At 59.9% G+C, this 22694-nt stretch carries 25 protein-coding genes; 8 read left to right on the forward strand and 17 right to left on the reverse strand.

Features of this window, described 5'->3' with window-relative positions; translation table 11 throughout:
- The first annotated feature begins 175 nt into the window (after window positions 1-175).
- Window positions 176-2011: an ABC transporter ATP-binding protein gene (locus CYR32_RS07365; RefSeq protein ID WP_101823744.1), complete on the forward strand. Its 1836-nt coding sequence runs from the start codon at window positions 176-178 to the stop codon at window positions 2009-2011.
- A 52-nt stretch (window positions 2012-2063) separates the two neighbouring features.
- Here CYR32_RS07365 and CYR32_RS07370 read toward each other — a convergent pair whose 3' ends face one another.
- The 3 genes from CYR32_RS07370 to CYR32_RS07380 all read right to left on the reverse strand — a co-directional run bounded on the left by CYR32_RS07370 (window position 2064) and on the right by CYR32_RS07380 (window position 3352).
- Window positions 2064-2390, reverse strand: a complete 327-nt coding sequence (locus CYR32_RS07370; RefSeq protein WP_241523770.1) for a helix-turn-helix domain-containing protein — start codon at window positions 2388-2390, stop codon at window positions 2064-2066.
- Entirely contained in the window at window positions 2365-2772 is a 408-nt protein-coding gene (locus tag CYR32_RS07375; RefSeq protein ID WP_101823746.1) for a type II toxin-antitoxin system RelE/ParE family toxin, read from the reverse strand. Before CYR32_RS07375 ends, CYR32_RS07370 begins: the two co-directional genes overlap by 26 nt.
- A 190-nt stretch (window positions 2773-2962) precedes the next feature.
- Window positions 2963-3352 carry a tautomerase family protein gene (locus CYR32_RS07380; protein ID WP_101823747.1) on the reverse strand — a complete coding sequence of 130 codons (390 nt, stop codon included), beginning with the start codon at window positions 3350-3352 and terminating at the stop codon, window positions 2963-2965.
- A 130-nt stretch (window positions 3353-3482) separates the two neighbouring features.
- On the opposite strand from CYR32_RS07380, the gene CYR32_RS07385 reads away from it, so the two are divergent.
- Window positions 3483-4412 (forward strand): LysR family transcriptional regulator, encoded by a 930-nt coding sequence (locus CYR32_RS07385; protein WP_101823748.1) that lies wholly within the window; start codon window positions 3483-3485, stop codon window positions 4410-4412.
- 83 nt (window positions 4413-4495) lie between these two features.
- On the opposite strand, the gene CYR32_RS07390 is transcribed toward CYR32_RS07385, so the two are convergent.
- Both CYR32_RS07390 and CYR32_RS07395 read right to left on the reverse strand, forming a co-directional pair.
- Window positions 4496-5356 carry a PhzF family phenazine biosynthesis protein gene (locus tag CYR32_RS07390; protein ID WP_101823749.1) on the reverse strand — a complete coding sequence of 287 codons (861 nt, stop codon included), beginning with the start codon at window positions 5354-5356 and terminating at the stop codon, window positions 4496-4498.
- A gap of 86 nt (window positions 5357-5442) precedes the next feature.
- Window positions 5443-6882 (reverse strand): cation:proton antiporter, encoded by a 1440-nt coding sequence (locus CYR32_RS07395; protein WP_101823750.1) that lies wholly within the window; start codon window positions 6880-6882, stop codon window positions 5443-5445.
- Window positions 6883-7220: 338 nt separating this feature from the next.
- Between CYR32_RS07395 and oxlT the strand changes: the two genes are divergently transcribed.
- Window positions 7221-8516 (forward strand): oxalate/formate MFS antiporter, encoded by a 1296-nt coding sequence (oxlT, locus tag CYR32_RS07400; protein WP_101823751.1) that lies wholly within the window; start codon window positions 7221-7223, stop codon window positions 8514-8516.
- Window positions 8517-8555: 39 nt separating this feature from the next.
- Here the strand turns inward: oxlT and CYR32_RS07405 are convergent, their stop codons facing one another.
- Complete coding sequence (locus CYR32_RS07405; RefSeq protein WP_101823752.1) at window positions 8556-9362, reverse strand: MBL fold metallo-hydrolase; 807 nt, start codon at window positions 9360-9362, stop codon at window positions 8556-8558.
- A gap of 328 nt (window positions 9363-9690) precedes the next feature.
- Here CYR32_RS07405 and CYR32_RS07410 point away from each other — a divergent pair, with 328 nt between their 5' ends.
- Window positions 9691-9909, forward strand: a complete 219-nt coding sequence (locus CYR32_RS07410; RefSeq protein ID WP_101823753.1) for a hypothetical protein — start codon at window positions 9691-9693, stop codon at window positions 9907-9909.
- Window positions 9910-9990: 81 nt separating this feature from the next.
- Here the strand turns inward: CYR32_RS07410 and catA are convergent, their stop codons facing one another.
- The 7 genes from catA to CYR32_RS07445 form a co-directional block, all read right to left on the reverse strand.
- Window positions 9991-10920 carry a catechol 1,2-dioxygenase gene (catA, locus tag CYR32_RS07415; RefSeq protein ID WP_101823754.1) on the reverse strand — a complete coding sequence of 310 codons (930 nt, stop codon included), beginning with the start codon at window positions 10918-10920 and terminating at the stop codon, window positions 9991-9993.
- A 91-nt stretch (window positions 10921-11011) separates the two neighbouring features.
- A complete protein-coding gene (catC, locus tag CYR32_RS07420; RefSeq protein ID WP_101823755.1) occupies window positions 11012-11302 on the reverse strand; it encodes a muconolactone Delta-isomerase in 291 nt (96 codons plus the stop codon).
- A 21-nt stretch (window positions 11303-11323) separates the two neighbouring features.
- Window positions 11324-12439, reverse strand: a complete 1116-nt coding sequence (locus CYR32_RS07425; RefSeq protein ID WP_101823756.1) for a muconate cycloisomerase family protein — start codon at window positions 12437-12439, stop codon at window positions 11324-11326.
- Window positions 12414-13205 carry a 3-oxoadipate enol-lactonase gene (pcaD, locus tag CYR32_RS07430; protein ID WP_101823757.1) on the reverse strand — a complete coding sequence of 264 codons (792 nt, stop codon included), beginning with the start codon at window positions 13203-13205 and terminating at the stop codon, window positions 12414-12416. Before pcaD ends, CYR32_RS07425 begins: the two co-directional genes overlap by 26 nt.
- 9 nt (window positions 13206-13214) lie before the next feature.
- Window positions 13215-14417 carry a 3-oxoadipyl-CoA thiolase gene (pcaF, locus tag CYR32_RS07435; RefSeq protein ID WP_101823758.1) on the reverse strand — a complete coding sequence of 401 codons (1203 nt, stop codon included), beginning with the start codon at window positions 14415-14417 and terminating at the stop codon, window positions 13215-13217.
- Window positions 14395-15093 (reverse strand): 3-oxoacid CoA-transferase subunit B, encoded by a 699-nt coding sequence (locus CYR32_RS07440; RefSeq protein ID WP_101823759.1) that lies wholly within the window; start codon window positions 15091-15093, stop codon window positions 14395-14397. The genes pcaF and CYR32_RS07440 overlap by 23 nt, the downstream gene beginning before the upstream one ends.
- Window positions 15094-15102: 9 nt before the next feature.
- The gene (locus tag CYR32_RS07445) at window positions 15103-15786 is read right to left on the reverse strand and encodes a 3-oxoacid CoA-transferase subunit A (RefSeq protein WP_101823760.1); all 684 of its coding nucleotides are present in this window, start codon (window positions 15784-15786) and stop codon (window positions 15103-15105) included.
- 211 nt (window positions 15787-15997) lie between these two features.
- Here CYR32_RS07445 and CYR32_RS07450 point away from each other — a divergent pair, with 211 nt between their 5' ends.
- The 4 genes from CYR32_RS07450 (at window position 15998) to umuD (ending at window position 18531) form a co-directional block, all read left to right on the forward strand.
- On the forward strand, window positions 15998-16816 hold the full coding sequence (locus CYR32_RS07450; RefSeq protein WP_101823761.1) for an IclR family transcriptional regulator domain-containing protein: 819 nt from the start codon (window positions 15998-16000) through the stop codon (window positions 16814-16816).
- A 263-nt stretch (window positions 16817-17079) separates the two neighbouring features.
- Window positions 17080-17478, forward strand: coding sequence for an H-NS family histone-like protein (locus CYR32_RS07455; RefSeq protein ID WP_101823762.1), 399 nt, complete (start codon window positions 17080-17082; stop codon window positions 17476-17478).
- Between the two features lie 140 nt (window positions 17479-17618).
- Entirely contained in the window at window positions 17619-17990 is a 372-nt protein-coding gene (locus CYR32_RS07460; protein WP_101823763.1) for a hypothetical protein, read from the forward strand.
- Window positions 17991-18102: 112 nt separating this feature from the next.
- The gene (gene umuD / locus CYR32_RS07465; protein WP_101823778.1) at window positions 18103-18531 is read left to right on the forward strand and encodes a translesion error-prone DNA polymerase V autoproteolytic subunit; all 429 of its coding nucleotides are present in this window, start codon (window positions 18103-18105) and stop codon (window positions 18529-18531) included.
- Between the two features lie 121 nt (window positions 18532-18652).
- Here the strand turns inward: umuD and CYR32_RS07470 are convergent, their stop codons facing one another.
- From CYR32_RS07470 to CYR32_RS07480, 4 genes are all read right to left on the reverse strand, one after another.
- On the reverse strand, window positions 18653-19708 hold the full coding sequence (locus CYR32_RS07470; RefSeq protein ID WP_101823764.1) for a type VI secretion protein ImpA: 1056 nt from the start codon (window positions 19706-19708) through the stop codon (window positions 18653-18655).
- A gap of 303 nt (window positions 19709-20011) precedes the next feature.
- Entirely contained in the window at window positions 20012-20491 is a 480-nt protein-coding gene (locus tag CYR32_RS07475; RefSeq protein WP_165698197.1) for a hypothetical protein, read from the reverse strand.
- Window positions 20478-21266, reverse strand: coding sequence for a hypothetical protein (locus CYR32_RS21370; RefSeq protein WP_146000675.1), 789 nt, complete (start codon window positions 21264-21266; stop codon window positions 20478-20480). The genes CYR32_RS07475 and CYR32_RS21370 overlap by 14 nt, the downstream gene beginning before the upstream one ends.
- Before the next feature lie 15 nt (window positions 21267-21281).
- A partial coding sequence (locus CYR32_RS07480) for a DUF2345 domain-containing protein (protein WP_146000676.1) occupies window positions 21282-22694 on the reverse strand: 1413 nt, incomplete at its 5' end.

A 22694-nucleotide genomic window follows, 5' to 3' on the forward strand; every position in this document is an offset into this window, starting at 1 on the left:
CGCCAGCCGGGGCGCCGCTTGTTCTGCCCGGGTGCTCGCCGGGCATCTTACCCCCTGCGTCCGGCATCGCATCTCCCATAAATGATAAATATGGCTACACTTTATAAGCTGTGACAACGTCACATCTGACCCCTGGCAGTTCGCTGAACTCTGAACATGATATGAGAGGCGTAATATGTTGTACCGCAGCTTCGAAAGGATGATTGATATCTTCAAGCCCGCCCCGCAGGAGACGCCGCCGAACCGGGTCTGGGCGTTCTACTTCTATTTCCTGCGCCAGGCCTGGCCCAGTTTCCTCGGCCTGATGTTTGTCGGGTTGATCAGCGCCTTGCTGGAAGTGGTGCTGTTTGACTTCCTCAGCCGCATTATTGACCTGACGCGCGACACCACGCCGGAGCGCTTCTTCAGCGAGCACAGCGGGGAGCTGATCTGGATGCTGGTGGTGGCGATGATCCTGCGGCCGCTGTTTATTGCCCTGCACGATCTGCTGATCCACCAGAACATCAACCCCGGCATGTCCAGCATGATCCTGTGGCAGAACCATAACCATATCCTGCGGCAAAGCCTGCGCTTCTTCCAGAATGACTTCTCCGGCCGCATCGCCCAGCGCATTACGCAGACCGGCAATGCGTTGCGCGATTCCGCCGTCCAGGCGGTGGACGCCATCTGGCATGTGCTGATTTACGCCATCGGCTCGATGGTGCTGTTTGCCCAGGCGGACTGGCGGCTGATGATCCCGCTGCTGGTGTGGATCGCCGCTTACGCCATCAGCCTCGCCTACTTTGTGCCGCGGATTAAAAACCGCTCCGTGGAGGCCTCCAACGCCAACTCACGCCTGATGGGCTGCATTGTAGACGGCTACACCAATATCCTGACCCTGAAGCTGTTTGCCCATAAAAACCTGGAGCAGGATTACGCCCGCGCCGCCCTTCAGGAGCAGACCTACAAAGCCCAGCTCACCAGCCGGCTGGTGACCAGCATGGATGTGGTGATCAGCACCCTGAACGGCCTGCTGATTGTGGCGACCACCGCGCTGGCGCTGTGGCTCTGGACAGAGAACATCATCACCGTCGGGGCGATTGCCCTGGCCACCGGTTTGATGCTGCGGCTGGTCAACATGTCCGGCTGGATTATGTGGGTGGTGAACGGCATTTTCAGCAACATCGGCATGGTGCAGGACGGCCTCGAAACCCTGACCCAGCCGGTCAGCGTCACCGACGAACCGGGCGCGCCGGAGCTGGTGGTGACCGAGGGGGAAATCCGCTTCGAACATGCGAAATTCAACTACATCCGCGAAGGCACGCCGCTGATCCCGGACTTCAACCTGGTGATTAAGCCGGGCGAGAAGATCGGGCTGGTCGGCCCGTCCGGCTCCGGCAAATCCACCCTGGTGAACCTGCTGCTGCGCCTCTATAACCTCGACGGCGGCCGCATCCTGATCGACGGGCAGGACATCTCCAAAGTGAGCCAGCAGAGCCTGCGCGCCCAGATCGGCATGATCACCCAGGACACGGCGCTGCTGCACCGCTCCATCCGCGACAACCTGCTCTACGGCAAACCGGACGCCACCGAAGAGGAGCTGGAGCGCGCCATCAAACGGGCGCACGCTGACCAGTTCATCCCGCACCTGACAGACGACCAGGGCCGCACCGGGCTGGACGCGCACGTCGGCGAGCGCGGCGTGAAACTCTCCGGCGGCCAACGCCAGCGTATCGCCATCGCCCGCGTGCTGCTGAAAGACGCGCCGATCCTGATCATGGACGAAGCGACCTCCGCGCTGGATTCTGAAGTCGAAGCGGCGATTCAGGAGAACCTGAACGCCCTGATGAAAGGCAAAACGGTGATCGCCATCGCCCACCGGCTCTCAACCATCGTCAAGATGGATCAGCTGGTGGTGATGAAAGAGGGGCAGATTGTCGAGCTGGGCAACCACGAAGAGCTGCAAACCGAACAGGGCCTCTACTCCCGCCTGTGGCGTCACCAGACCGGCGGCTTCGTCGGCGCAAGATAAGAACCTCTGTGAAAAGAAAAAGGGACGGCGGGCCGTCCCTTTTTTAATTCAGCTACTGCGCAAAAACCTCCAGGCCTTTGCGTTGAAGAATGTCCAACATCCGCAGGGCAGCGCCATTCGGCTTCTTCTCGCCACGTTCCCATTTTGAAATGCTTTCAACAGACATATTCAATGTATGTGCCAGCATAGACTGGCTGATCTGCAGGCGATCACGTAAAGCACGGATGGCCGTGCCATCCATTTCTGCGGGTTTAGGCATTTTTTCACGTAATTGCCGGGCTTTTAAACGAGAGCTGATAAATTCAACGGTTTCATCAGAGACCGCGCCTGACTCGTTAAAAGCTTTCGCCATTTCATGCAATTCTTTCAGTCTGCTCATGGCAGTTAACCTCCCTCAGATTACCGTTCAAAACCTGCGTCGTAATCATTTCATCAGACAAGGTCAACAAATCTTTTGCGATGCGACGATACGCCTCTAAATCATCATCCGGGATCTCTTTTGTCCCATCTTTCGGCACATCGGTCTTTATCCAGCCGTCCATAAAAAACAGGTGGCGATCATAGTGAAAAGCAATAACGGTACGGGCACCGCCCCGCTTCCCTCCGCCGGCAAGTGGAATACGCTTTTTATAAACGTCCCCTCCTAACCTGGCATCGACCAGCCCGGCTTTAATTTCGATCGCAGCTTCGCACAGGGTTTTATCACTAATTTGTTGTTTTTTAAGGCTCTTATCAAACAAAGAAGTTGTGTAAATATTCATCCTGAATTCCACATTAACAGTGTGCCAATTTCCGGCATTGTACTTCCGTTTGAACCTCAAAATTATAGTACCCAGTACGGGGTTTTTCAACGGCTGTGGGTAGGCTGGCGCGCTTTGGCTTTAAAACGAAGGACTTCAGGTCAGAGAGGAGATGTCATTGCCCCCCGCCCATCAGGGCGGGGGGCATCAGTCAAAGCTCGCCCGTCAGGTATTGCGCGACGCCGTTGCCGAAACTCCAGTCGGAACGGTCGTTATTGATGAAGGAGACCATCACATCGCTGGGGGCGATGTCGCAGGCGTCGTGCAGTTCGCGGCAGAGTTCCGTCAGGAACAGCGCTTTTTGTTCTGCGCTGCGCGGGCTGGTAAAGACCCGCAGCACCACGATCTTCTCTGTGCGCTCAATGCCCAGCCCGGTATCCTGGATCACCATCTGGTAAGGCTTGTTTTCATGAACAATCTGGTAGCGGTCACGCTCCGGTACCTTAAAGGCGGTCAACACGGCACGGTGGGCGGCGTCCAGCATGGTTTTGGTCTCAGCTTCACTGCGCCCTTCAAGGACGTCAAACATCAATAACGGCATGGCTCACCTCACATTGTGCATTCAGGTTCAAAGGGATAGCTGCCCTTCACTGATTCTCAGACTAAAGCAAGAATGCAGCGGGAAAAAGCGCTATCCTTGAACTGATTATTCACTCTATTGAACAATGCCGATGAAAGACCTGAAACCGGACGCCCTCTGGACGCACCTGCACTGGCTCTCCGTACTGGCGGAGCAGGGCAGTTTTACCCGCACGGCCGAACGGCTGGCGGTGAGCAAAGCCGCCGTCAGCCAGAAAATCAAAGAGCTGGAGCAACTGGCGGGAGTGCCGCTGGTGCGCCGCACCACCCGCACCATGCAACTGACCGACGCCGGGCAGAAGCTGGTGGAGGAGCTGAAAGCGCCGTTCTCGGAGATTATGCGCAGCTTTATCAACATCCGGGACGCCCAGGGGCCGCTGCGCGGGCGGGTGCGCGTGACCGCCCCGGTGGCCTTTGCCCGCCAGCAACTGGTGCCGCACATCATCGGCTTTATGCGCCGTTACCCGCAGGTGCGGGTGCAGCTCGAAGTCAGCGACCGGCTGGTGTCGCTGGCGGCAGAGGGGTTTGATCTGGCGATCCGTCACAGCGATGCGTTGCCCGATACCCATGTCGCGCAGCGGCTCTGCGCCACGCGCACGCTGGTGGTGGCCTCCCCGGATTATCTCCGCCATCACGGCACGCCGGACGCGCCCCCGCAACTGGCGGAGCATCAATGCCTCTACTACCCGCGCGGCGCCGAGCAGCCGGGCTGGGCCTTCCGGCCTGAGGGCGCGCCGGGCAGCGCCCCGGTCACGGTGCCGGTCAGCGGCACCTTTGCCACCAATAACAGCGAGTCGATCCGGGATGCCGCCGTCGCCGGGATGGGCATCGCCCTGCTGCCGGACTTCAGCGCCCGCGCCGCGCTGGAGGCGGGCACGCTGGTGCCGCTGCTGGCTGCCTGGCAGCCGGTCGGGGTATTTGCGGAGAACCTCTATATCCTGCGGCCGTGGAGTGCGCAGGTGCCGCGCGCGGTAACGGCGTTCAGTGCCTATCTGCGGGAGGTGTTCAGCGATGCGCATTGACGGAGGAAGAGAACCCCTGCGCCGGTGGACGGCGCAGGGGCTGAAGAGGGACTGCGACGTAGATCGTTAAAACCAGGGTGCCGTTACGCCACGTTAATGCCGGTGAAATCCATCGGCCGGGCCATACCGGCGACGCGGATGCTGCCGCCCGGCTCATCACTGATGCGGATGTTGAGCAACGAGCGCACCCCCATATCTTCGCCCTGGATAATCTCCACCTCGCCGCCGTGCGGCCAGCCGATATCACGCAGGTAACCGCCCAGCGCCGCCGCGGCCGCGCCGGTGGCCGGGTCTTCATACACGCCGCCGATGGCAAACGGGTTACGGGCATGGAAGCGGGTGGGGCTTTCCGCATGCACCAGGCAGAAGGTAGTGATGCCGTGTGCCGCCATCATCGCTTTGCCCTGCGCCTGATCGTACTGCATCGCCCGCAGGGTGTTGCGGTCGTGCAGCGCCAGCACCAGATGGCGCGCGCCGCCCTCGGCCCAGGCGGGCGGCAGGCGTGCGTCCAGATCGCTCTCTTGCCAGCCGAACAGGGCCAGCGCTTCTGCCACCAGCGCCGCCGGGGCCGGTTCGCTGCGGGTTGGCGGGGAGGTGAGCGCCGCCGTGGAAAGCCCCGAGGCGCTGTTGCCTTCCACGCTGATTTCACCGGTGTTCAGAAACAGCCGGTAGGTGCCTGCGCCAAACCGGGTGGCCAGCACCGCCCCTGCGGCAATGGTGGCATGGCCACAGAACGGCACTTCAATCTCCGGGGCGAAATAGCGGATGCGCCAGCCCTCACCCTGCGGGGCGAGGAACGCCGTCTCAGAGTAGCCGACGGCGGCGGCAATCCGCTGCATGTCGGCCTCTTCCGGCAATACCTCGGCGATCATCACCCCGGCCGGGTTACCGCCCTGCCATCTGTCAGAAAAAGCCGCAATACGTGCTACGTTCATGGTTTCCATTCACTCACATCCTCAGACGAGTGGTTAAAAAATAACTATAGCTAACTTACCTGAAACCCCGCAAAAGCGCGCGTATTGTATAAAGATTAATCGTCTGATTTTTCAGCCTTTTCACACTCTTTCTGTTGCGCTTCCTGCTTGTCCTCTTCGCCGTCTTCACGCTGCTCCTGCCTCTGGCGCTGATGCTCCTCTTTCGCCGCCTTGCGCGCCTGGCGCAGGTTCAGCAGCGGCGTCACCGTGATGCCGTGGACAATCACGCTGGCAGCAATCACCGTAAAGGCGATGTCCACCATGCGGGTGGCGTCCGGCCCGTTGCCCAGCCCATGTGTATAGGCGTAGGCGATGTAGTTAATACTGCCGATGCCGCGGATGCCCAGCCAGCCCAGCAGCCAGCGGCGCAGGGCAGGCGTGCCGGTGCCCATGCTCACAATCCACACCGACAACGGGCGGATGACGATAAACAGCATCGCCGCCATCAGCAGTCCCTGGTAATCCCAGTGTTGCGCCAGCGTAATCCCCAGCACAATCACGATGGCGGCGGCGAAGATCCGTTCCATGATGTCACCGAAGGCCAGCGCATCCCCCACCACCAGCCCGACCGAATGGGCCGGGCCGCTATCATTAATCATATGGCGCTGGTTGGGGTTCACCAGCTCTTCGGCAGGCGGGTAGGTGTCGTTGTCGCTGATCTCCTCCGGCGGGTGGCGGCTGATCACCTTGATCTCGGCGCGGCGCAACCCGACGCCCGCGGCAAACGCGGCCAGGAAGCCGGAGGCCTCGAGGCTCTGGGCGGCGGCATAGCTCAGGGCGATCAGCGCAAGCGCCAGAAAATCATTGGGGGCGACGTCATGCTGTTTGCTGCGCAGCAGCGTTGCCAGCAGCCCCACCAGCCGCCCCATCACAAACCCGATGCCCAGCCCGCCCAGCACCGCCCAGAGCACATCGACCAGCGCCCAGTGCCGCCACTCCGTACCGGTCAGCGCGCCGCCGGAGGTGAGCAGCATCATCGCCAGAATCAGGATCGGCAGCGCCGAGCCGTCGTTCATCCCCGCCTCGCTGGAGAGCGCGACCCGCAGGTCGTCGTTGTCGCTGGCGTCGTTGACGGAGATCAGGCTCGCCAGCACCGGGTCGGTCGGTGCGACGATCGCCCCGAAGGCCAGCGCCAGCGGCCAGTCAAAGCCCAGCATATAGTGCGCCGCGGCCGTCACGCCGCCGACCGTGAGCAGCATCGCCGGGAACGCCAGCCGGGCGCCCATCCGCCAGCTGCGGGTTTTGAACGGCAGGCGCAGTTTCAGGCCGGTGATAAACAGTGAGGCCGCCATCGCGATCTCTGTGACCCGGCCCACCAGTTCGGAGTGGTCGACGACATCAATCCGCAGGAGATCCAGCGCCCACGGGCCGCAAAGTATCCCGGCCGCCAGATAAAGCCCGAACGTGCTGACCGGGCTGCGGCTAATCCACCCCGATGCCAGCGACATAATCAGCAACAACCCACCGGTTGCGGCTGTCCAGCCTAAAAAATCCATACCGCGTTTCCTCTTTTTAATCAGCCCGGGCCGGGTTTGTCGCCCGGATTTTTCTCTCCTGTGCGTCTAAAAGTGTAGCAGGCGGAGGGAGTTAGCCGAAAAGAAGCCCAAAAATAAGCAGTTGGCGGGAAAAAGGGGGCGGGGGCCGGGAACCTGGGAAGGTCAGGGCCGGGGTGCCGCCGGGGCCTGCGGTGGCGCGTTGCCCGTGGCGGCGTCTCCGGGGGGAGCCGCCCAAAAACCGGGCCGCCTGCCTGGCACACATTCTGCATAGCTTGCTTAACTCTGTTTGCTGCCGGGGCCGGTTTTGTGCCCGGCGGCTGTATGAAAGGAACCTGAGCATGACTGCACACACTCTCCCTGTCCGTGCCCCGGCACATACCAAATGGCTGCAAATGGCACTCGGCCTGATCTGTATGGCGGCGATTTCCAGCCCGCAATATGTCTGGACGTTACTCACCAAGCCGCTGGCCGCCTCCCTGCATGTGCCGCTGGCGGAACTTCAGGTGACCTTCTCGCTGCTGATTATCCTCCAGACCTTCTTCTCGCCGTTCCAGGGGAAACTGATCGACCGCTTCGGCCCGCGGCTGCTGATCTCCCTCGGCACGCTGCTGGCGGGGTTCAGCTGGGTGCTGACCTCCCAGGTCGCCAGTCTGCCGATGCTCTACCTGGTCTATGGCGGCATGGGCGGCCTCGGCACCGGCATTGTTTATGTGGGCGTGGTGGGGCTGATGGTGCGCTGGTTCCCGAAACAGCGCGGCTTTGCCGCCGGGATGGTGGCGGCCGGGTACGGCATGGGCGCCATCGTGACGACCTTCCCTATCTCCGCCTCGCTGGCCGCCTACGGGCTGAGCCACACCCTGTGGCTGTTCGGGCTGATCTTTGCCGCCATCGGCTTTGTTGCCAGCCAGGGGCTGCGGGTGCCGCCGGCAGAGGGGACAGAAAGCGACGGCACACTTACGGGCGCGCCTTTGCAGCGCCAGTTCCGGCCCGGCGAGATGCTGCGCCAGCCGCTGTTCTGGTTGATGTTTCTCATGATGACCATGATGTCCACCTCCGGGCTGATGGTGACCTCGCAGATGGCGATTTTTGCGCAGGACTTCGGCATGACCGGCGTGACGGTGTTTGGCCTGGCGGCGCTGCCGCTGGCGATGACCATCGACCGCTTCACCAATGGGCTGACCCGCCCGCTGTGCGGCTACATCTCTGACCGCATCGGGCGTGAGAATATGATGTTCTGGGCGTTTGCGCTGGAAGGGGTGGCGATGGCGCTCTGGCTGATGTGCCGCCATGACCCGGTGCTGTTTGTGCTGCTGTCGGGGCTGGTGTTCTTCGGCTGGGGCGAGATCTTCTCGCTGTTCCCCTCAACCCTGACGGACACCTTCGGCACCCGGCATGCCACCAGCAACTACGGCTGGCTCTATATTTCGCAGGGGGTGGGGTCGATCTTCGGCGGGCCGCTGGCGGCGATGCTTTACCAGCACAGCGGCGGCTGGGGAATTGTGTTCGGCAGTGCGATTACCCTGGATCTGCTCACCGCGGCGCTGGCGCTCTGGGTGCTGAAGCCCTGGCGCGCCCGGTTCCTGCACCAGCAGTCCCCGGCCTTCAGCCCGCAGGCTGTCACCCCGGCACACTGACCTTCCGGCCGGACACGCCTGTCCGGCCCGTTCCCCCCGTTAACTCAGCCGTTCAAGATAACGTTTCACCGCCTGCGCGACCACGCGCTTGCCGCCCTGCCGGATCTGCTGGCCGGGGAAGGCACCGTACATCCGGTCGAAGGCGAGCGTATCCAGCCGTACGCCGATATGGCGCACATCACTTGCGCCCAGCGGCAGCAGGTTGGGGTAACTCCACATAAAGGAGAGGTGCGTGCTGTCCGGGGTAATCTGCAGGGTGTCCCCGACCAGCACCACACCGGTGCGGTCGTGCGTGCCGTTCCAGTGCAACACCGTGGCGCCGGGGAAGTGGCCGCCCAGGCAGGCGAGCTGGACGCCGGGCACCAGATCCAGCGACTCCCCTTTCCAGAAATGGATGGCCGGGGAGGGGCGCACCACCCACGAACGATCGGCCGCGTGCAGGTGGATCGGCACATTGCCGAACGCCGCGCTCCAGTCCTGCATCCGCGTGTAGTAGTGGGGGTGGGAGACGGCGATGTGCGCCAGCCCGCCGAGGCTCTGCACCAGCGCTTTGGTGGCGTCGTCGAGCAGGGCGGTGCAGTCCCAGAGGATGTTGCCGTGCGGGGTTTGCAGCAAAAAGGCGCGCTGGCCGATGCCCAGTTCCGGCGTCGGGTGCAGGCTGAACAGCCCCGGCTCATGGAGCTGCCAGGCGTGGCTGTAGTGGCGGTCAATCTGCTCTGCGGTCGTCCATTTTTGCCCCTCAAACGGTACCCACTGGCGTTCATCATCACAAATCGGGCAGTGCGCGGGGGCGGCGGCGACCGGCGGGTAAGCGGTGCCGCACGTCGAACATACATAAATGGTCATGAGTCATTTCCTGTCATCACGCGCCGGTCAGGGGCAATCTCCGGCCCACATAGCGCAGCGTCAGCACCCACCCTGCGCCTGTGCGCGGGAGGTGCCACCACTGATAAGGATAGTTGATGATTCCCCATGCGCCTGTTATTGCCGTGATTCCTGCTGCCGGGATCGGCCGGGCGGGCCTGCCGCCCCGGTGAATACCCTTTTTGTTTGTGTGTCTACGCCGGTATACTCTTTGCGCCCGGCTGACCGGGCGAGAGCCGCAGGCGGCAGAGGCGTTGCGCGCATGTCCGCCTTTCTGATGCACATGGTCGTGTTTCTGGAGTAACTGATTGTGAACAATGAAGAGAGAGATAATATTTTAGACCGCCTGGAGCAGGTGCTGATCAACAGCCGGCTGGGCACGGAAGAGCAGGTCGCCGTGGTGATGCTGCTGGCCTTTAACCTGCTGGCCGCCAGCCGGGCCAACGCCGTCAGCCTGGCGCTGTCTGACGGGCGCACCCTGTCCGTGAAGCTGGAAAACCCCAACGGCACCCCGCTGCTGACCCACTGATCCCCCGCGTTACCACCGGCTTTCCACGGGCAGGCGCACTGCCCGTGTTCATAACATGTCCAATACTTCACCCGCCACGGGTTACGCCTGCAGCGCCCGCAGGCGGTGGATGCGCTGCTCCTCCTGCGGCTGGGCCGCCGGGGCCAGCACGAAATCAAAGGCAATCTCGGTATGCGGATGGGGCAGGTCGCGCCGGGCGCTGATCTGCGGGTCCGTCACCTCGACCGGGTCAGCGATCAGCTCATCGCGCGTGGCGAAGGCGAAATCGTCCCACAAGTACTGGTCGCCGTTGAGGTTGATCTGGGTGGTGAGGTGTTTGTGGCCGGGCGCGGAGATAAAGAAATGGATGTGTGCCGGGCGGTTGCCGTGGCGGCCGAGGCGGTCGAGCAGCGCCTGGGTCGGGCCGTCCGGCGGGCAGCCGTAGCCGGAGGGCACAATACTGCGCACGGCGTAACGGCCTTCAGCGTCGGTTTTCACCCGGCGGCGCAGGTTGTACTCGCTCTGGGATTGGTCAAAGAATGAGTAGTTGCCGAGCGTGTTGGCGTGCCAGATGTCGACAACCGCCCCCGCCAGCGGTGTGCCGCCCGTGTCTTTCACCTGGCCGTGCAGCCACATCACCCGCCCCTGATCCCGGCCGTCATCCATGCGGGCGTAGCCGTCACTCAGCGGTGCATTTGCCACATACAGCGGCCCCTCAATGGTGCGCGGGGTGCCGCCGCCGAAGCCCGCCTCCGCCTCGCGCGCATCTTCCCGCAGGTCGAGGTAGTGCTCCAGCCCGAGGCCCGCCGCCAGCAAGGCGGCCTCCTGACGCCCGCCCAGGGTGTGCAGGTAGTTGGCGGCCTGCCAGAACTCCTCCGGCGTAATATCAAACTCATCAATCAGGTGACAAATATCACTGACCAGCCGGTGCATTATTTTTTTAAAGCGGACATCCCCGCCTTCGCTATGAAGCCCGCTGCTGATCTCAAGTAATTTTTTTACGTCTTCACGTTGGCTGAATGGTGTTGTCATGTTATCGCCCTCATTGCAGTGTAGGGGGTGGTCAGGGTAGACAGCGGCAGGGCGGTGTAAAAACACCGCCCGGTATAGCCTGTTTTTTTTATTAACGGTCGTCGTTATGAATACTGGAAGGGTGGCGGCACAGCGGTGCCACACTGATGGTCATGTACGGGTAAAGCGGCAGCCCATTCAACAGGTTATGCAGCTCTTCGTTACTCTCCACATCGAAAATACTGACATTGGCGTAACTGCCCGCCACGCGCCAGATATGCCGCCATTTCCCCTGCGCCTGTAATTTCTGGGAATAGGCTTTCTCGTCCGCTTTTATTTTATCTGCCACGTCTTTCGGCATATCCAGCGGGATATTCACGGTCATCTCAACTTTAAATAACATGCGGTGACTCCTGTGTAAGATCTATTTGCGCTGGTAGAAACGGAATTTATCGTCGTCCAGCGTAATGCCTAATCCCGGGCCTTGCGGCAGGGTGACCTGGCCGCCCTGGAATCGCGGCGGGTCGGCGATAATGTCATCTTTGAGTAACAGCGGGCCGAACATCTCGGTGCCCCAGCCGAGCGGCAGGGTAGACCAGGCGTGCAGCGAGGCGACGGTGCCGAGCGTGCCTTCCAGCATGGTGCCGCCGTAGAGCGCGATGCCCGCCGCCTGCGCCACATGGGCCAGCTTCAGCGCCTGCGCCGGGCCGCCCGCTTTGGCGATCTTCAGCGCATAGGCCCCGGTAAACCCGGCGGCCGCCAGCGCGTAGCCGTCGTGGGCGTCCGCCACCGCCTCATCCGCCAGCACCGGCAACACAAAGCGTTGGCTGAGGCTGACCAGCGCCGCGCGGTCCCACAGCGCCACCGGCTGCTCCACCAGGTCGATGCCGATCGCCTGCAAGGCGGCCATGCCGCGCACCGCTGTCACCGCATCCCACGCCTGATTGACGTCCACCCGGATGCTGACGCCCTCACCCAGCCCCTCTTTGATTGCCTGGGTGTGGCGCAGATCCTCAGCCAGGCTTTTCGCCCCGATCTTCAGCTTAAACGCCTGATGGCGGCCCTCAGCCAGCAGCCGTTTGCCCTCGTCGATATCGCGCGCCGTGTCGCCGCTGGCGAGCGTCCAGAGTACCGGCAGCGACGGGGCGAGCGCCCCGCCGAGCAGGGTGCTGACCGGCACGCCGAGGCGCTTGCCCTGGAGATCGAGCAGGGCGGTCTCCAGCGCAGATTTGGCAAAGCTGTTGCCCTTGACCGGCAGGTTCATCGCCGCCGCCAGTGAGGCGGGGCCATCAAAGCGTTTGCCGCACAGCGCCGGGGCGAGGTAGGTATCAATGGCGGATTTGATGCCCTCCGGGCTTTCCGGGCCGTAACTCAGGCCGCCGATGGTGGTGGCTTCGCCCCAGCCGACGGCACCGTCGCTGTCGGTCATTTTCACGATGGTCAGGGTCTGGCAGCCCATCGTTGCCATCGACAGTTTGTGCGGGCGGATGGTGGGGATATCCACCAGCCAGCTCTCAATACGTGCGATTTGAATACTCATCGGCGGCTCCTTGTCGCTGTAAAAAGTGCAGCAGGCGGGCGGTAAACGCCTCCGGCACGGCAATGTTGCTGAGGTGTGAGGCGGGCAGAATGTGCAGTTCCGCGTCCGGCGCGTGGCGCACGATCTCTGTGGCGTCCTGCACGGTGGTGACCGGGTCATCCTGCCCGGCCAGTACCAGCATCGGGCGCACCATCGCGGGCAGTGCACTGCGCAGGTCAGCCGCGGCCAGCGCCCCGCAGCAGGCGGCGTAGCCTTCCGCGTCTGCCGCGGCCAGGGCGGACGCCAGCGCGTTGACCTGATCCGGGTGGCGCTGGATAAAGGCCGCGCTGAACCAGCGGGCGGGCGAGGCTTCGGCCACCGGCTTCAGCCCCTGCGTGCGCACGGTCTCAGCCCTGGCCTGCCACCCCTCACGGCTGCCGATGCGCGCCGCCGTATTGGCGACGGCAAAGGCGTGGAAGCGCGACGGCGCATAGCGGTTCAGCCACATCCCGGTCAGCCCGCCCATTGAGATGCCGCAGAAGTAAGCCCGCTCCACGCCCACGTGATTCAGCAGGGCGATCACATCGTCGCCCAGTTGCGCCAGCGTCAGCGGCTCTGCGGGCAGCGGCGTTGCGCCGTGGCCGCGCTGGTTATAGCGCAACACGCGGAAATGGGCGGTCAGCGCCGCCATCTGCGGCTGCCACAGGCTGTAGGTGGTGCCGAGCGAATTGGACAGCACCAGCAGCGGGGCCTGTTCCGGCCCGTCGAGGCGGTAATCGATCTCCATCTCTTCTCCTCAGACCCGTTCAAGGATCAGCGCGATGCCCTGGCCCACGCCGATGCACATGGTGCACAGGGCATAGCGGCCGCGGGTGCGTTGCAGTTCATAGGCGGCGGTCATCACCAGCCGCGCGCCGGAAGCGCCGAGCGGGTGGCCGAGCGCAATCGCCCCGCCGTGCGGGTTAACGTGCGGGGCGTCATCCGGCAGCCCCAGTTCGCGGGTCACCGCCAGCGCCTGCGCGGCAAACGCCTCATTCAGCTCGATCACGTCCATCTGATCCAGGGTCAGCCCAGCGATGCGCAACACTTTACGCACCGCTGAAATCGGGCCGACGCCCATGATGTCCGGCTCCAGCCCGGTAACGGCGCTGGCGACAACCCGCGCCAGCGGCGTCAGGCCGTTGCGCTGTGCGCCCTGTTCGCTGGCCAGCAGCAGGGCGCAGGCACCGTCATTCAAACCGGAGGCGTTGCCGGCGGTGACAGTGCCCTGGGCATTCACCACCGGTTTCAGTTTCGCCAGTGCCTCGCGCGAGGTGGCACGCGGGTGCTCATCCTGCTCAACCCGCAGCGGGTCGCCGCGTTTTTGCGGAAGGGTCACCGGCATCAGCTCACGGGCAAACACGCCGCTCTCCTGCGCCGCTGCCGCACGCTGCTGGCTGCGCAACGCGAAGGCATCCTGATCCTCGCGGCTGATGCCGAACCGCGCCGCGACGTTCTCCGCGGTGTGCGGCATCGACGCCACGCCGTACAGCGCTTCCATTTTCGGGTTGATGAAGCGCCAGCCCATAGTGGTGTCCTCCAGCCGCATGGCGCGGCTGAAGGCGCTCTCCGCCTTGCCCATCACAAAGGGCGCACGGGACATGCTCTCCACGCCCCCGGCCAGCAGCAGATTGCCCTCGCCGGTTTTGATGGCGCGTGCCGCCATCGCCACGGCGTCGAGGCTGGAGCCGCACAGCCGGTTAATGGTGCTGCCCGGCACCGACACAGGCAGCCCGGCCAGCAGCAGCGCCATCCGTGCCACGTTGCGGTTATCCTCCCCCGCCTGGTTGGCGCAGCCCAGCAGCACGTCCTCAAGCTGGCCCCAGTCCACCTGCGGGTTACGCTGCATCAGCGCCTGAATCGGCAGCGCGGCCAGATCGTCGGCGCGCACGGCGGCCAGCCCGCCATTCAGGCGGCCAAAAGGGGTGCGTACCCCGTCACACAGATAAGCGGCGTTCATCATGGGCCCCGTTTTGCGTCAGGTTGAAGGTGAGGCGAACCGGCGTCACCTCCTGTAACTGCTCCGGCGTCAGGCCGCCGAAAATCTCCGTGACCACCAGCCCCTGCGGCGTGACATCCATCACCGCCAGATCGCTGTAAATACGGCTGACGCAGCCGATGCCGGTCAGCGGGTAGCTGCACTGTTCCACAATTTTGCATTCGCCGTGGCGGGTCAGGTGCTCGGTCATGGCGAACACCTGCCGCGCGCCGATTGCCAGATCCATCGCGCCGCCCACCGCCGGGATGGCACCGGGTTTGCCGGTGCTCCAGTTGGCCAGGTCGCCGCGTTCTGAGACCTGGTACACCCCCAGCACACAGATGTCGAGGTGGCCGCCGCGCATCATGGCGAAGGAGTCGCCGTGGTGGAAATAGCAGCCGCCGGTGAGCAGCGTGACATACTGTTTCCCGGCGTTGATCAGCGCCGGGTCCTCTTCGCCCTCTGCCGGGGCCGGCCCCATGCCGAGGATGCCGTTCTCGCTTTGCAGGAAGATCTCTTTGTCATGCGGCAGATAGTTGGCGATCTGCGTCGGCATCCCGATGCCGAGGTTGACATAAGCCCCTTCGGGGATGTCCCGGGCGATGCGCCGCGCCAGCTGTTCGTGGGTCAGTTTTTGTTCGTGGGTCAGGGTGTCCATGACGGCTCCTCAGGCGGAAAGGCGTTCAGCCGGGGCGGTGGCCACCACGCGCTGCACAAAAATGCCGGGGGTAATGACCTGTTCCGGGTCAAGCCCGCCCAGCGGCACCAGCCGGGTGACTTCGGCCAGGGTGCAGGTGGCGGCCATCGCCATGATCGGCCCGAAGTTGCGGCCGGTTTTGTCATACACCAGGTTGCCCCAGCGGTCGCCGTGGTGGGCGCGGATCAGCGCGTAATCGGCTTTCAGCGGCCGCTCAAACACATAGTGGCGGCCGTCAATTTCCCGTGTCTCTTTTCCCTCTGCCAGGGCCGTGCCGTAGCCGGTGGGAGTGAAAATGCCGCCCAGCCCGCTGCCGCCTGCCTGGATGCGCGCCGCCAGGTTCCCCTGCGGCACCAGCTCCAGCGCCAGCTCGCCGCGGCGGTAGAGCTCATCAAATACCCAGGAGTCGGACTGGCGCGGGAAGGAGCAGATCACCTTGCTTACGCAGCCCGCTTTCAGCAGCGCCGCCAGCCCGTGGTCGCCGTTACCGGCGTTGTTGCTGATCAGCGTCAGGTCGCGCGGGCGGTGGCGGGTCAGCGCCTCCAGCAGCGCGAACGGCTGCCCGGCCTGGCCGAACCCGCCGACCATAATGGTGGCCCCGTCGGGGATGTCCGCTACCGCCTCATCGGGGGTAGGGACGCTTTTATCAATCATCGCTTCTCCTTGCCTGGTCAATGGCTGCCTGTTTTTCACCCTATGCCTGCCCAACAGGTGCCGCAAGACCGAATATCAAAACAGTGTGCGATTATCGGACAGTTTGTTATCGGAGTGTTAAAACTGTGATCTGCCCAGAGAAAACCCACAGGTTGGGCTTGCCGTAACAGGGCGGGGTGGGGTATCAGGGGCCACAACCACAAGGAGCCTTATGGACAGCAACAGCGAATTGCAGCGGCTGGAGGAGATTGGCGCGCTGACTGACGCCACCTACAAAGGTGACCCGAACTTTATGGCCTCGCTGGCGCGCGGGCTGGAGGTGTTGCAGGCATTCACCCCGCTGCACCACCGGCTGTCGGTGTCGCAGATAAGCCAGAGCACCGGCATCCCGCGCGCGGCGGTGCGGCGCTGCCTCTACACGCTGCGCGCACTGGGCTTTGTCCACTGCCCGGACGGGCGGCACTATGTGCTGCTGCCCCGGGTACTGACCATCGGCCACGCCTACCTCTCCAGTTCTGAGCTGGCGAAAGCGGCGCAGAACTCGCTGGAGTTCCTCAGTAAACAGCTTAATGAGTCCTGCTCTGTCGCCACCCTCGACGGGGACAACATCCTCTACATCGCCCGCGCCACGGTAAAACGCATCATGACCATCGACCTGGGGCGCGGCAGCCGGTTACCCGCCTACGCCACCTCGATGGGGCTGGTGCTGCTGAGCGCGCTGGATGAGGCGGAGCTGGCGGCCTACCTCTCCCGCGTGACCTTCGAACCGCTGACGCCGCACACGGTGCGCAACGCAGAGCAACTGCGTGAACAGCTGGCGCGGGTGCGGCGGCAGGGGTACGCGATTAACGACCAGCAACTGGAGATTGGGCTGCGCTCGATTGCGGTGCCGATGCATTCGCGCAAAGGGGGCGTGGTGGCGGCGATGAACGTCGGGGTGAATGCGTCACAGGTTTCCGCCCAGATGCTGCGGGAAAAGGTGCTGCCGCTGTTACAGCGCACGGCCATGGAGCTGGCGCTGCTGCTGTGACCTGCCGGATATACCCGCCACGCGCCTGCGGATATTTCCCGTAACGGGCCGGGCGTGTGGCGGGTTATTTCCCCCGTGAATAGGGGCGCATGCGGGAATAAGGCTGCTGGCCTGCGCGGCCGATATTTGGCTGGAATCGGGTAATAAATCGGCTGTTGTCGCCGATTTTGGGTGCGCGGGTATTATTCTGCGGGAAGATATTATACTATCCCGGTTTTTTACGGCACCAATAAATATAAAGCAATAATGTGGAAGGATTTATTATGAATGGTTTTCTGAAGACGTTGAACAATATCCGCACCCTGCGTACCCAGGCGCGGGAGGTTAATCTGTCAACCTTAGAGGAAATCCTGCAAAAGCTGACGACCCTGGTTGAGGAGCGTCGCGCAGAAGAGGCTTCACAGAAACAGCAGCAAGAAGAGCACGCCACCAAACTGAAAGAGTACCTGTCGCTGATGCAGGAAGACGGCATCGACCCGGCGGAACTGCTGGTGCTGACAGAGAACAAACCGGGCCGCAAGCAGCGCACCCCGCGCCCGGCCAAATATCAGTTTGTGGATGAAAACGGCGAAACCAAAACCTGGACGGGCCAGGGCCGTACCCCAAAACCGATCAAGCTGGCGCTGGATGCCGGCAAGTCACTGGACGATTTCGCCCTCTGACCACCCCGGGCGCTGCGGCGCCCGTTCAATTTCCCCGCCGTGGCCCCTAATTAAACCTTCCCTCTCCCAGTGGGTTATTCTCTTTGTGATTTCGCCGTTCCCGCTTTACCATAACGCTTTATTCTGATGAAAAACCTGAAATGAAAAAAAGCGTAACCGCGATTCTGACTGTCGGGCTGATATTGGCCGTGGGCGGCAGTGCGATCAAATCCCACCGGGATAAAACCCATAAAGAAAATGACGCCTATTATTCCTCGGTAATGTGCGTGATTGCCCAACGGCAAGGCAGCGATCACCCGGCCGGATATTATCTGCCCTATTTCAATAAAGTGATTGAGGACGGTAATGCCTCCTACGCCCTTGACCGTAAAACGCTGGATCAGGATGAGGCGAAGCGGGTGATTGCTGCTTACCTGTCGCTGGACGCAGCGCAAAAAGCGCAAAGCCAGGGCGATGACGCCGCCTGCCGCGCCGCTGTGCTGACGGCCCTGAACACTCTGCACCGGGATTAAATGTTGCGTACCTGCTGATAAATCGTTGAAGAAAAGGATCAATATCGCTTCTCAAGAAGATAAATTATCTTATACTGGGTATACATACAGTATCATTGAGGGAAGTGATGTGATTGTGACCGAACTGTTCACCTGCCCGGACGAGGGATTGCCGGTACTGGCGTTGCCGCTGTTTGCTGACTACTGCCGCGCGGGCGTGCCCTCCCCGGCGGCGGACTACATTGAGCGTTCACTTGATCTGAACGAGTACTGCATCCGCCACCCCAGCGCCACCTATTTTGTGCGCGCCGAGGGGGATTCGATGCTGCTGGCCGGCATCAGCAGCGGCGATTTGCTGGTGGTCGACCGCGCGGAAACCCCGGCGCACGGGGACATCGTGATCGCGGCCGTTGAAGGGGAGTTCACGGTTAAACGCCTCTGCCTGACCCCGCGCCTCTGCCTGGAGCCGATGAACCCGGCCTACGCGCCGCTCTACCCGGCCCCCAACCAACTGGAGATCTTCGGCAAGGTGCTGCACGTGATCCACACGTTGAGGAAATAGGGGGCGGGGGTAAACCAAAAAAGGCATACCGGGAGGTATGCCTTTTTATAATGTCGATTTGGTACTGTGATTGAGCACCTTGAATAACGTGTCCGACAGACATTAGCCCGGCCGCTTTCTGTTATTCCGATGTGTTGCTGATAAAGACTGAGCCGCCGTCCTCCCGCTTTATTAATGTCCACTGCGCCCGCTCGGGATAAGGGGAGGTGGTCAGATAGGGCAGCGGCTGGCCCTGACGGAGAACAGCATTCTGCATGCCCTGGCGGGTAAACACGGACCAGTCCCCGGCATGGGGCGCAGGCTCGCCGGACCAGGCGGTGATATACGTTTTTTCATGGCTGATATACGCCTTCTCCCGCGTCGGCCAGTTATAGAGCTCATCCGGCGTGCCTTGGGGGAAAAAGCCTTCCGGCGGCACATCAAGATATTCCCCCTCAACGCGGCGGATTAATGTCCAGCCGGTTTCAGCATATCTTGTTTCCCGCCATGCCCAGCCCGTTTCACCCGGCTCCTCATTATATCGCTTTACACCCTGCATCGCTTTCGGGGGTTTGCTGAAGTCTGCCCCGGCATATAAAACCCGTGCCGGTGCCGCCTCCACATCCGGCAGATAAATACCAGTCTGTTGCGGCAGATCATTTTTGGTCAGCCGTACACTATGATCCAACTCATAACGTGGAATACGTTTAGGTAAATCCGCCAATTTATATAAACGGTTCTGAAGATAGGTTAAATTCCCTTCTCGCCAGTCTCCATTTACCGTTAATGTCAACCGCTGATCCAGATAGCCGGCCCGCCGTTCAGCCTGGTCAATACACTGCCTTTCTTCGTCGGTCATCCAGCCATTCCAGAATTCACTAATCCCTCGAGAGTTTTCTTTCATTGTATGACCAATATTGAAGGCTGCCGGGTCATTATGGGTGCGCAGAATATAGGCGTTGATATAGCGCTCACGATCGGGCCGGATATTGGGCAGTACGCGGGTGCCCCAGACCACATCGCCCTGTTTCCACAGCGGCTCTTTGCGGCTGCGTACCGGCAGCTCCCGCTGGTAGCGCGCAAAGGCCGCTTCATGGGCATCAACAAACGCAATAATCGCATCCCGCGTGGCAGCATAATAGTCAGGCGAGGAGTAGTGCTCCAGCAGGTAGCACTCCAGGGGGTGTAATACGGCCATACCATCTCCTTGGGTTTATTTGGCATATACCAGTTATTTCTCTTCCAATTTTGCTACTCTTTGATGTGCATATATCCTCTGGTTTTTGATAATTCTTTTATTTTTCGCTTAATAAATTCATTTCAAATAGATGGTAAAGGCTATATTTTATCTCTGTCGTTCCATTCCAACTTAGAAATAGCTACGGAATAAAATTCCTTCGGAAAGCTGTTCCCTTCTTCAAAAAAATCAACCTCACTCTTAAATACTACATCTATATTCAAATCCTTCCTCCAGGAATAGTGATATGCGTAATATTTGATTTCATCCTCTGTGTCTCCCCCGTATTTTTTGCTTATTTTTTTTTACGCCCCGGTAGTGTAGATCTAATGAGGATAAAATATTGCATTCGTTAAATATTATGGAATGGATTGCGGTTTTGTTTAATATAACATTAGCAGCATATAATTCATTCTTCTCTATATCCCTATCCATAGAGATCGTTAATATATTTTTATTTCTCAGCAAAATAATCTCCGGTCTGCCTTTTTGTTTAGGACTTACTCTATCAATTCTTTCAAACAAGCCACTATTCTGTGCTTTTTCAAGTGAGCTCTCTCCTGAAACCAACTCCATAGCTATACGGATGGAGTCGATAAGAATATTTTGCTTTGCAAGGTAACTATTATCCATGATTATCTCCTTTTCTTTATCATTTTTTAATTTTTTTTCACAACCTACAATAGGTGCAGAAAAAATAAAAGCTGTAATAAAAAATATTTTCGATACGTTAATTTTTCTCATTTCTATAATCTGAGTGAATGATTTTATGGGCACTTGTCAACATTAAAGGATCATCATCTCCATAATTCAAATACCACTCAGGCTGTACTTCTATAAGGAGATTGTCTTTTGATGAATTTAAGTTTTCCTTGCCTCCAGGGCCATAATAAAGAACAGGGTAAGCATACTTTTCATTAAATCCCTTATGCCACATGTAAGGATTAACGATTTCTGCAAAAGCTATTACATCTGCTATTTTTGAACCGGTTCCTATGACATGGCCGCTTCCGTCAGGCGTTTGTATGCCGGCTTCAGTAAGAATGTCCCTTGCAGTTTCTGCACATGTATCGTTTTGGCTCGCATTATAAAACTCTTTTTCTTCTTTTACTTTTAAAGTGAATTTTTTTGAAACCTCTTCTATTTTTTCAAGCTGACTTTTTGTAATTTTAAATCTAAAGATCTGCGCTATTTCTGTGATTGGGTAATTAGTTGTTGCTTTTCTTTTGCCATTATACTCGTTTGTTATTTTACCAGGTTCCCCCAAGGAATTTGGGCCGAAACTGAAAAAAGTACGTGTTTTGTGGTTTTCTGTTGTGTAAAAAAATGCATGCCCATAGTCTACAGAAAGATCCTGCGTGTCATTTATAAAAGCCTTTGGGCGGTTAACTTCAAATCCTACGCTTAAGATATATTTGTTTTTTGTTATAGCCACTTTCTGCGTATTGATTTCACCTCCATTAGAAGCAGGAGATGTTTGTCCGGTTGATAGTTGATTTTGATGCTCTTCCTTTCCCATTGCATTCCCTTAACTTCAATCTATAACAAGATGAATGTTTATAACTTCTTCTTTTTCAGAAAAGAATGTTTCTGTATAACCTTCTTCGTCGGTATACCCCTCCTTCTTATCTTCATTTGAAAAATACGCAATGTACCTGGTATGGATGTAAGGCACACCGTCATCATCTGTAAATAAAAATCTCAAATTATAACCCTTTTCTTTAATTACTGGGAAGCTTAGCATTTCAGGCTTTAGTGATGCTTTTTCCTTCCTGCCGTAATACCCGGCTTTGATGACATAGTCCCCGGCGGTGGCCGACTCAATGCTGTTTTCGTCCAGGGTGATATAACTGCCCCCGCCGTTAATCGTTATCCGCTTTTTCGCCGTGATTTTTATTTCATCCTCGGTGCTGGTAATCGTCAGGCCTTTTTTCGCCAGCAGTGCCATCTCATCGTTCTGGGCCTGCAGCTCCACCGGCCCCTGGTTGGCGATAAGCCGGATACCCAGTTTGCGCACAAACACGCTCAGCGCCTGACCCACGCCGATAAAGAGCTTTTTCGCCACGCTGATATCCGCATTATTCCCGGCGGTGGCGATAAGGTTCTGGCGGGCAGTAAGTTGCAGGTGCTCCCCGCTGGCCAGGGCCACGCCCTGCGGGGCGTGCATCAGCAGCACGGACGCGGTCAGGTCTTTCACCCGCTGGTTAAGCAGGACAAGCTGTGCTGCCATATCCGCGGGGGCAGCTTTGGCGGTCTGGGCATCGTCCGAGAGCTTTTGCGCTATCTCCTGCAGCCCGCTCATCTCACTGATAACCGCGTCCATCTCCAGCACCTTGCCCTGTGCCATGGGCTGCGCATCGGCACTGATAAACAGCCCCCGCCCGGCGCGTAGGGTGCCGTAACTGTCGGTGCGCAGCTCAAAGCCCTCGCCGCGCGGCTGACGCTCGCGGTCCACCAAGTGCCCGAGGTTGAGCTGGCTTTTGCCGCCGTACTCGGTGGCGAGCTTGATATGCTCCTGCCCGCGGGTGTCGTCGAGGCGCAGTTTATTGTTGGCGGGCGTTCTCAGGACGTTGCGCCTGTAGTTGCGGATAGTGACGTGGTCGGGGTGTGACGAGTCATGCAGCACCCCGGCAATAAAGGGCCGGTCAGGGTTGCCGTCCTCAAAGCCTATCGCCACCTCGGTACCCGCCAGCAGCGGCAGGTGCAGGCCGTAGGTGTCGCCCGCATAGGCACGGGACTGGCGCACCCACAGGCTCTCTTCACCGGCGGGCCAGCTTGCCCGGTCAAACAGCAGGTTGACCCGGTAGCGCCCGTGTTTGTCGATATGGCCATAGAGGTCGTTGGCTTGGGTGCTGGTGACCCGCGCCGGCAGGGTGCCGGCCATTTTGGGTTTCGGAATGAGCGGGGGACGAAAGCCGTAGGCCTCTGCGCAGGGTATCGCCGTTAT

The sequence above is a fragment of the Chimaeribacter coloradensis genome, assembly GCF_002858715.1.
GTDB classification, from domain to species: domain Bacteria; phylum Pseudomonadota; class Gammaproteobacteria; order Enterobacterales; family Enterobacteriaceae; genus Chimaeribacter; species Chimaeribacter coloradensis.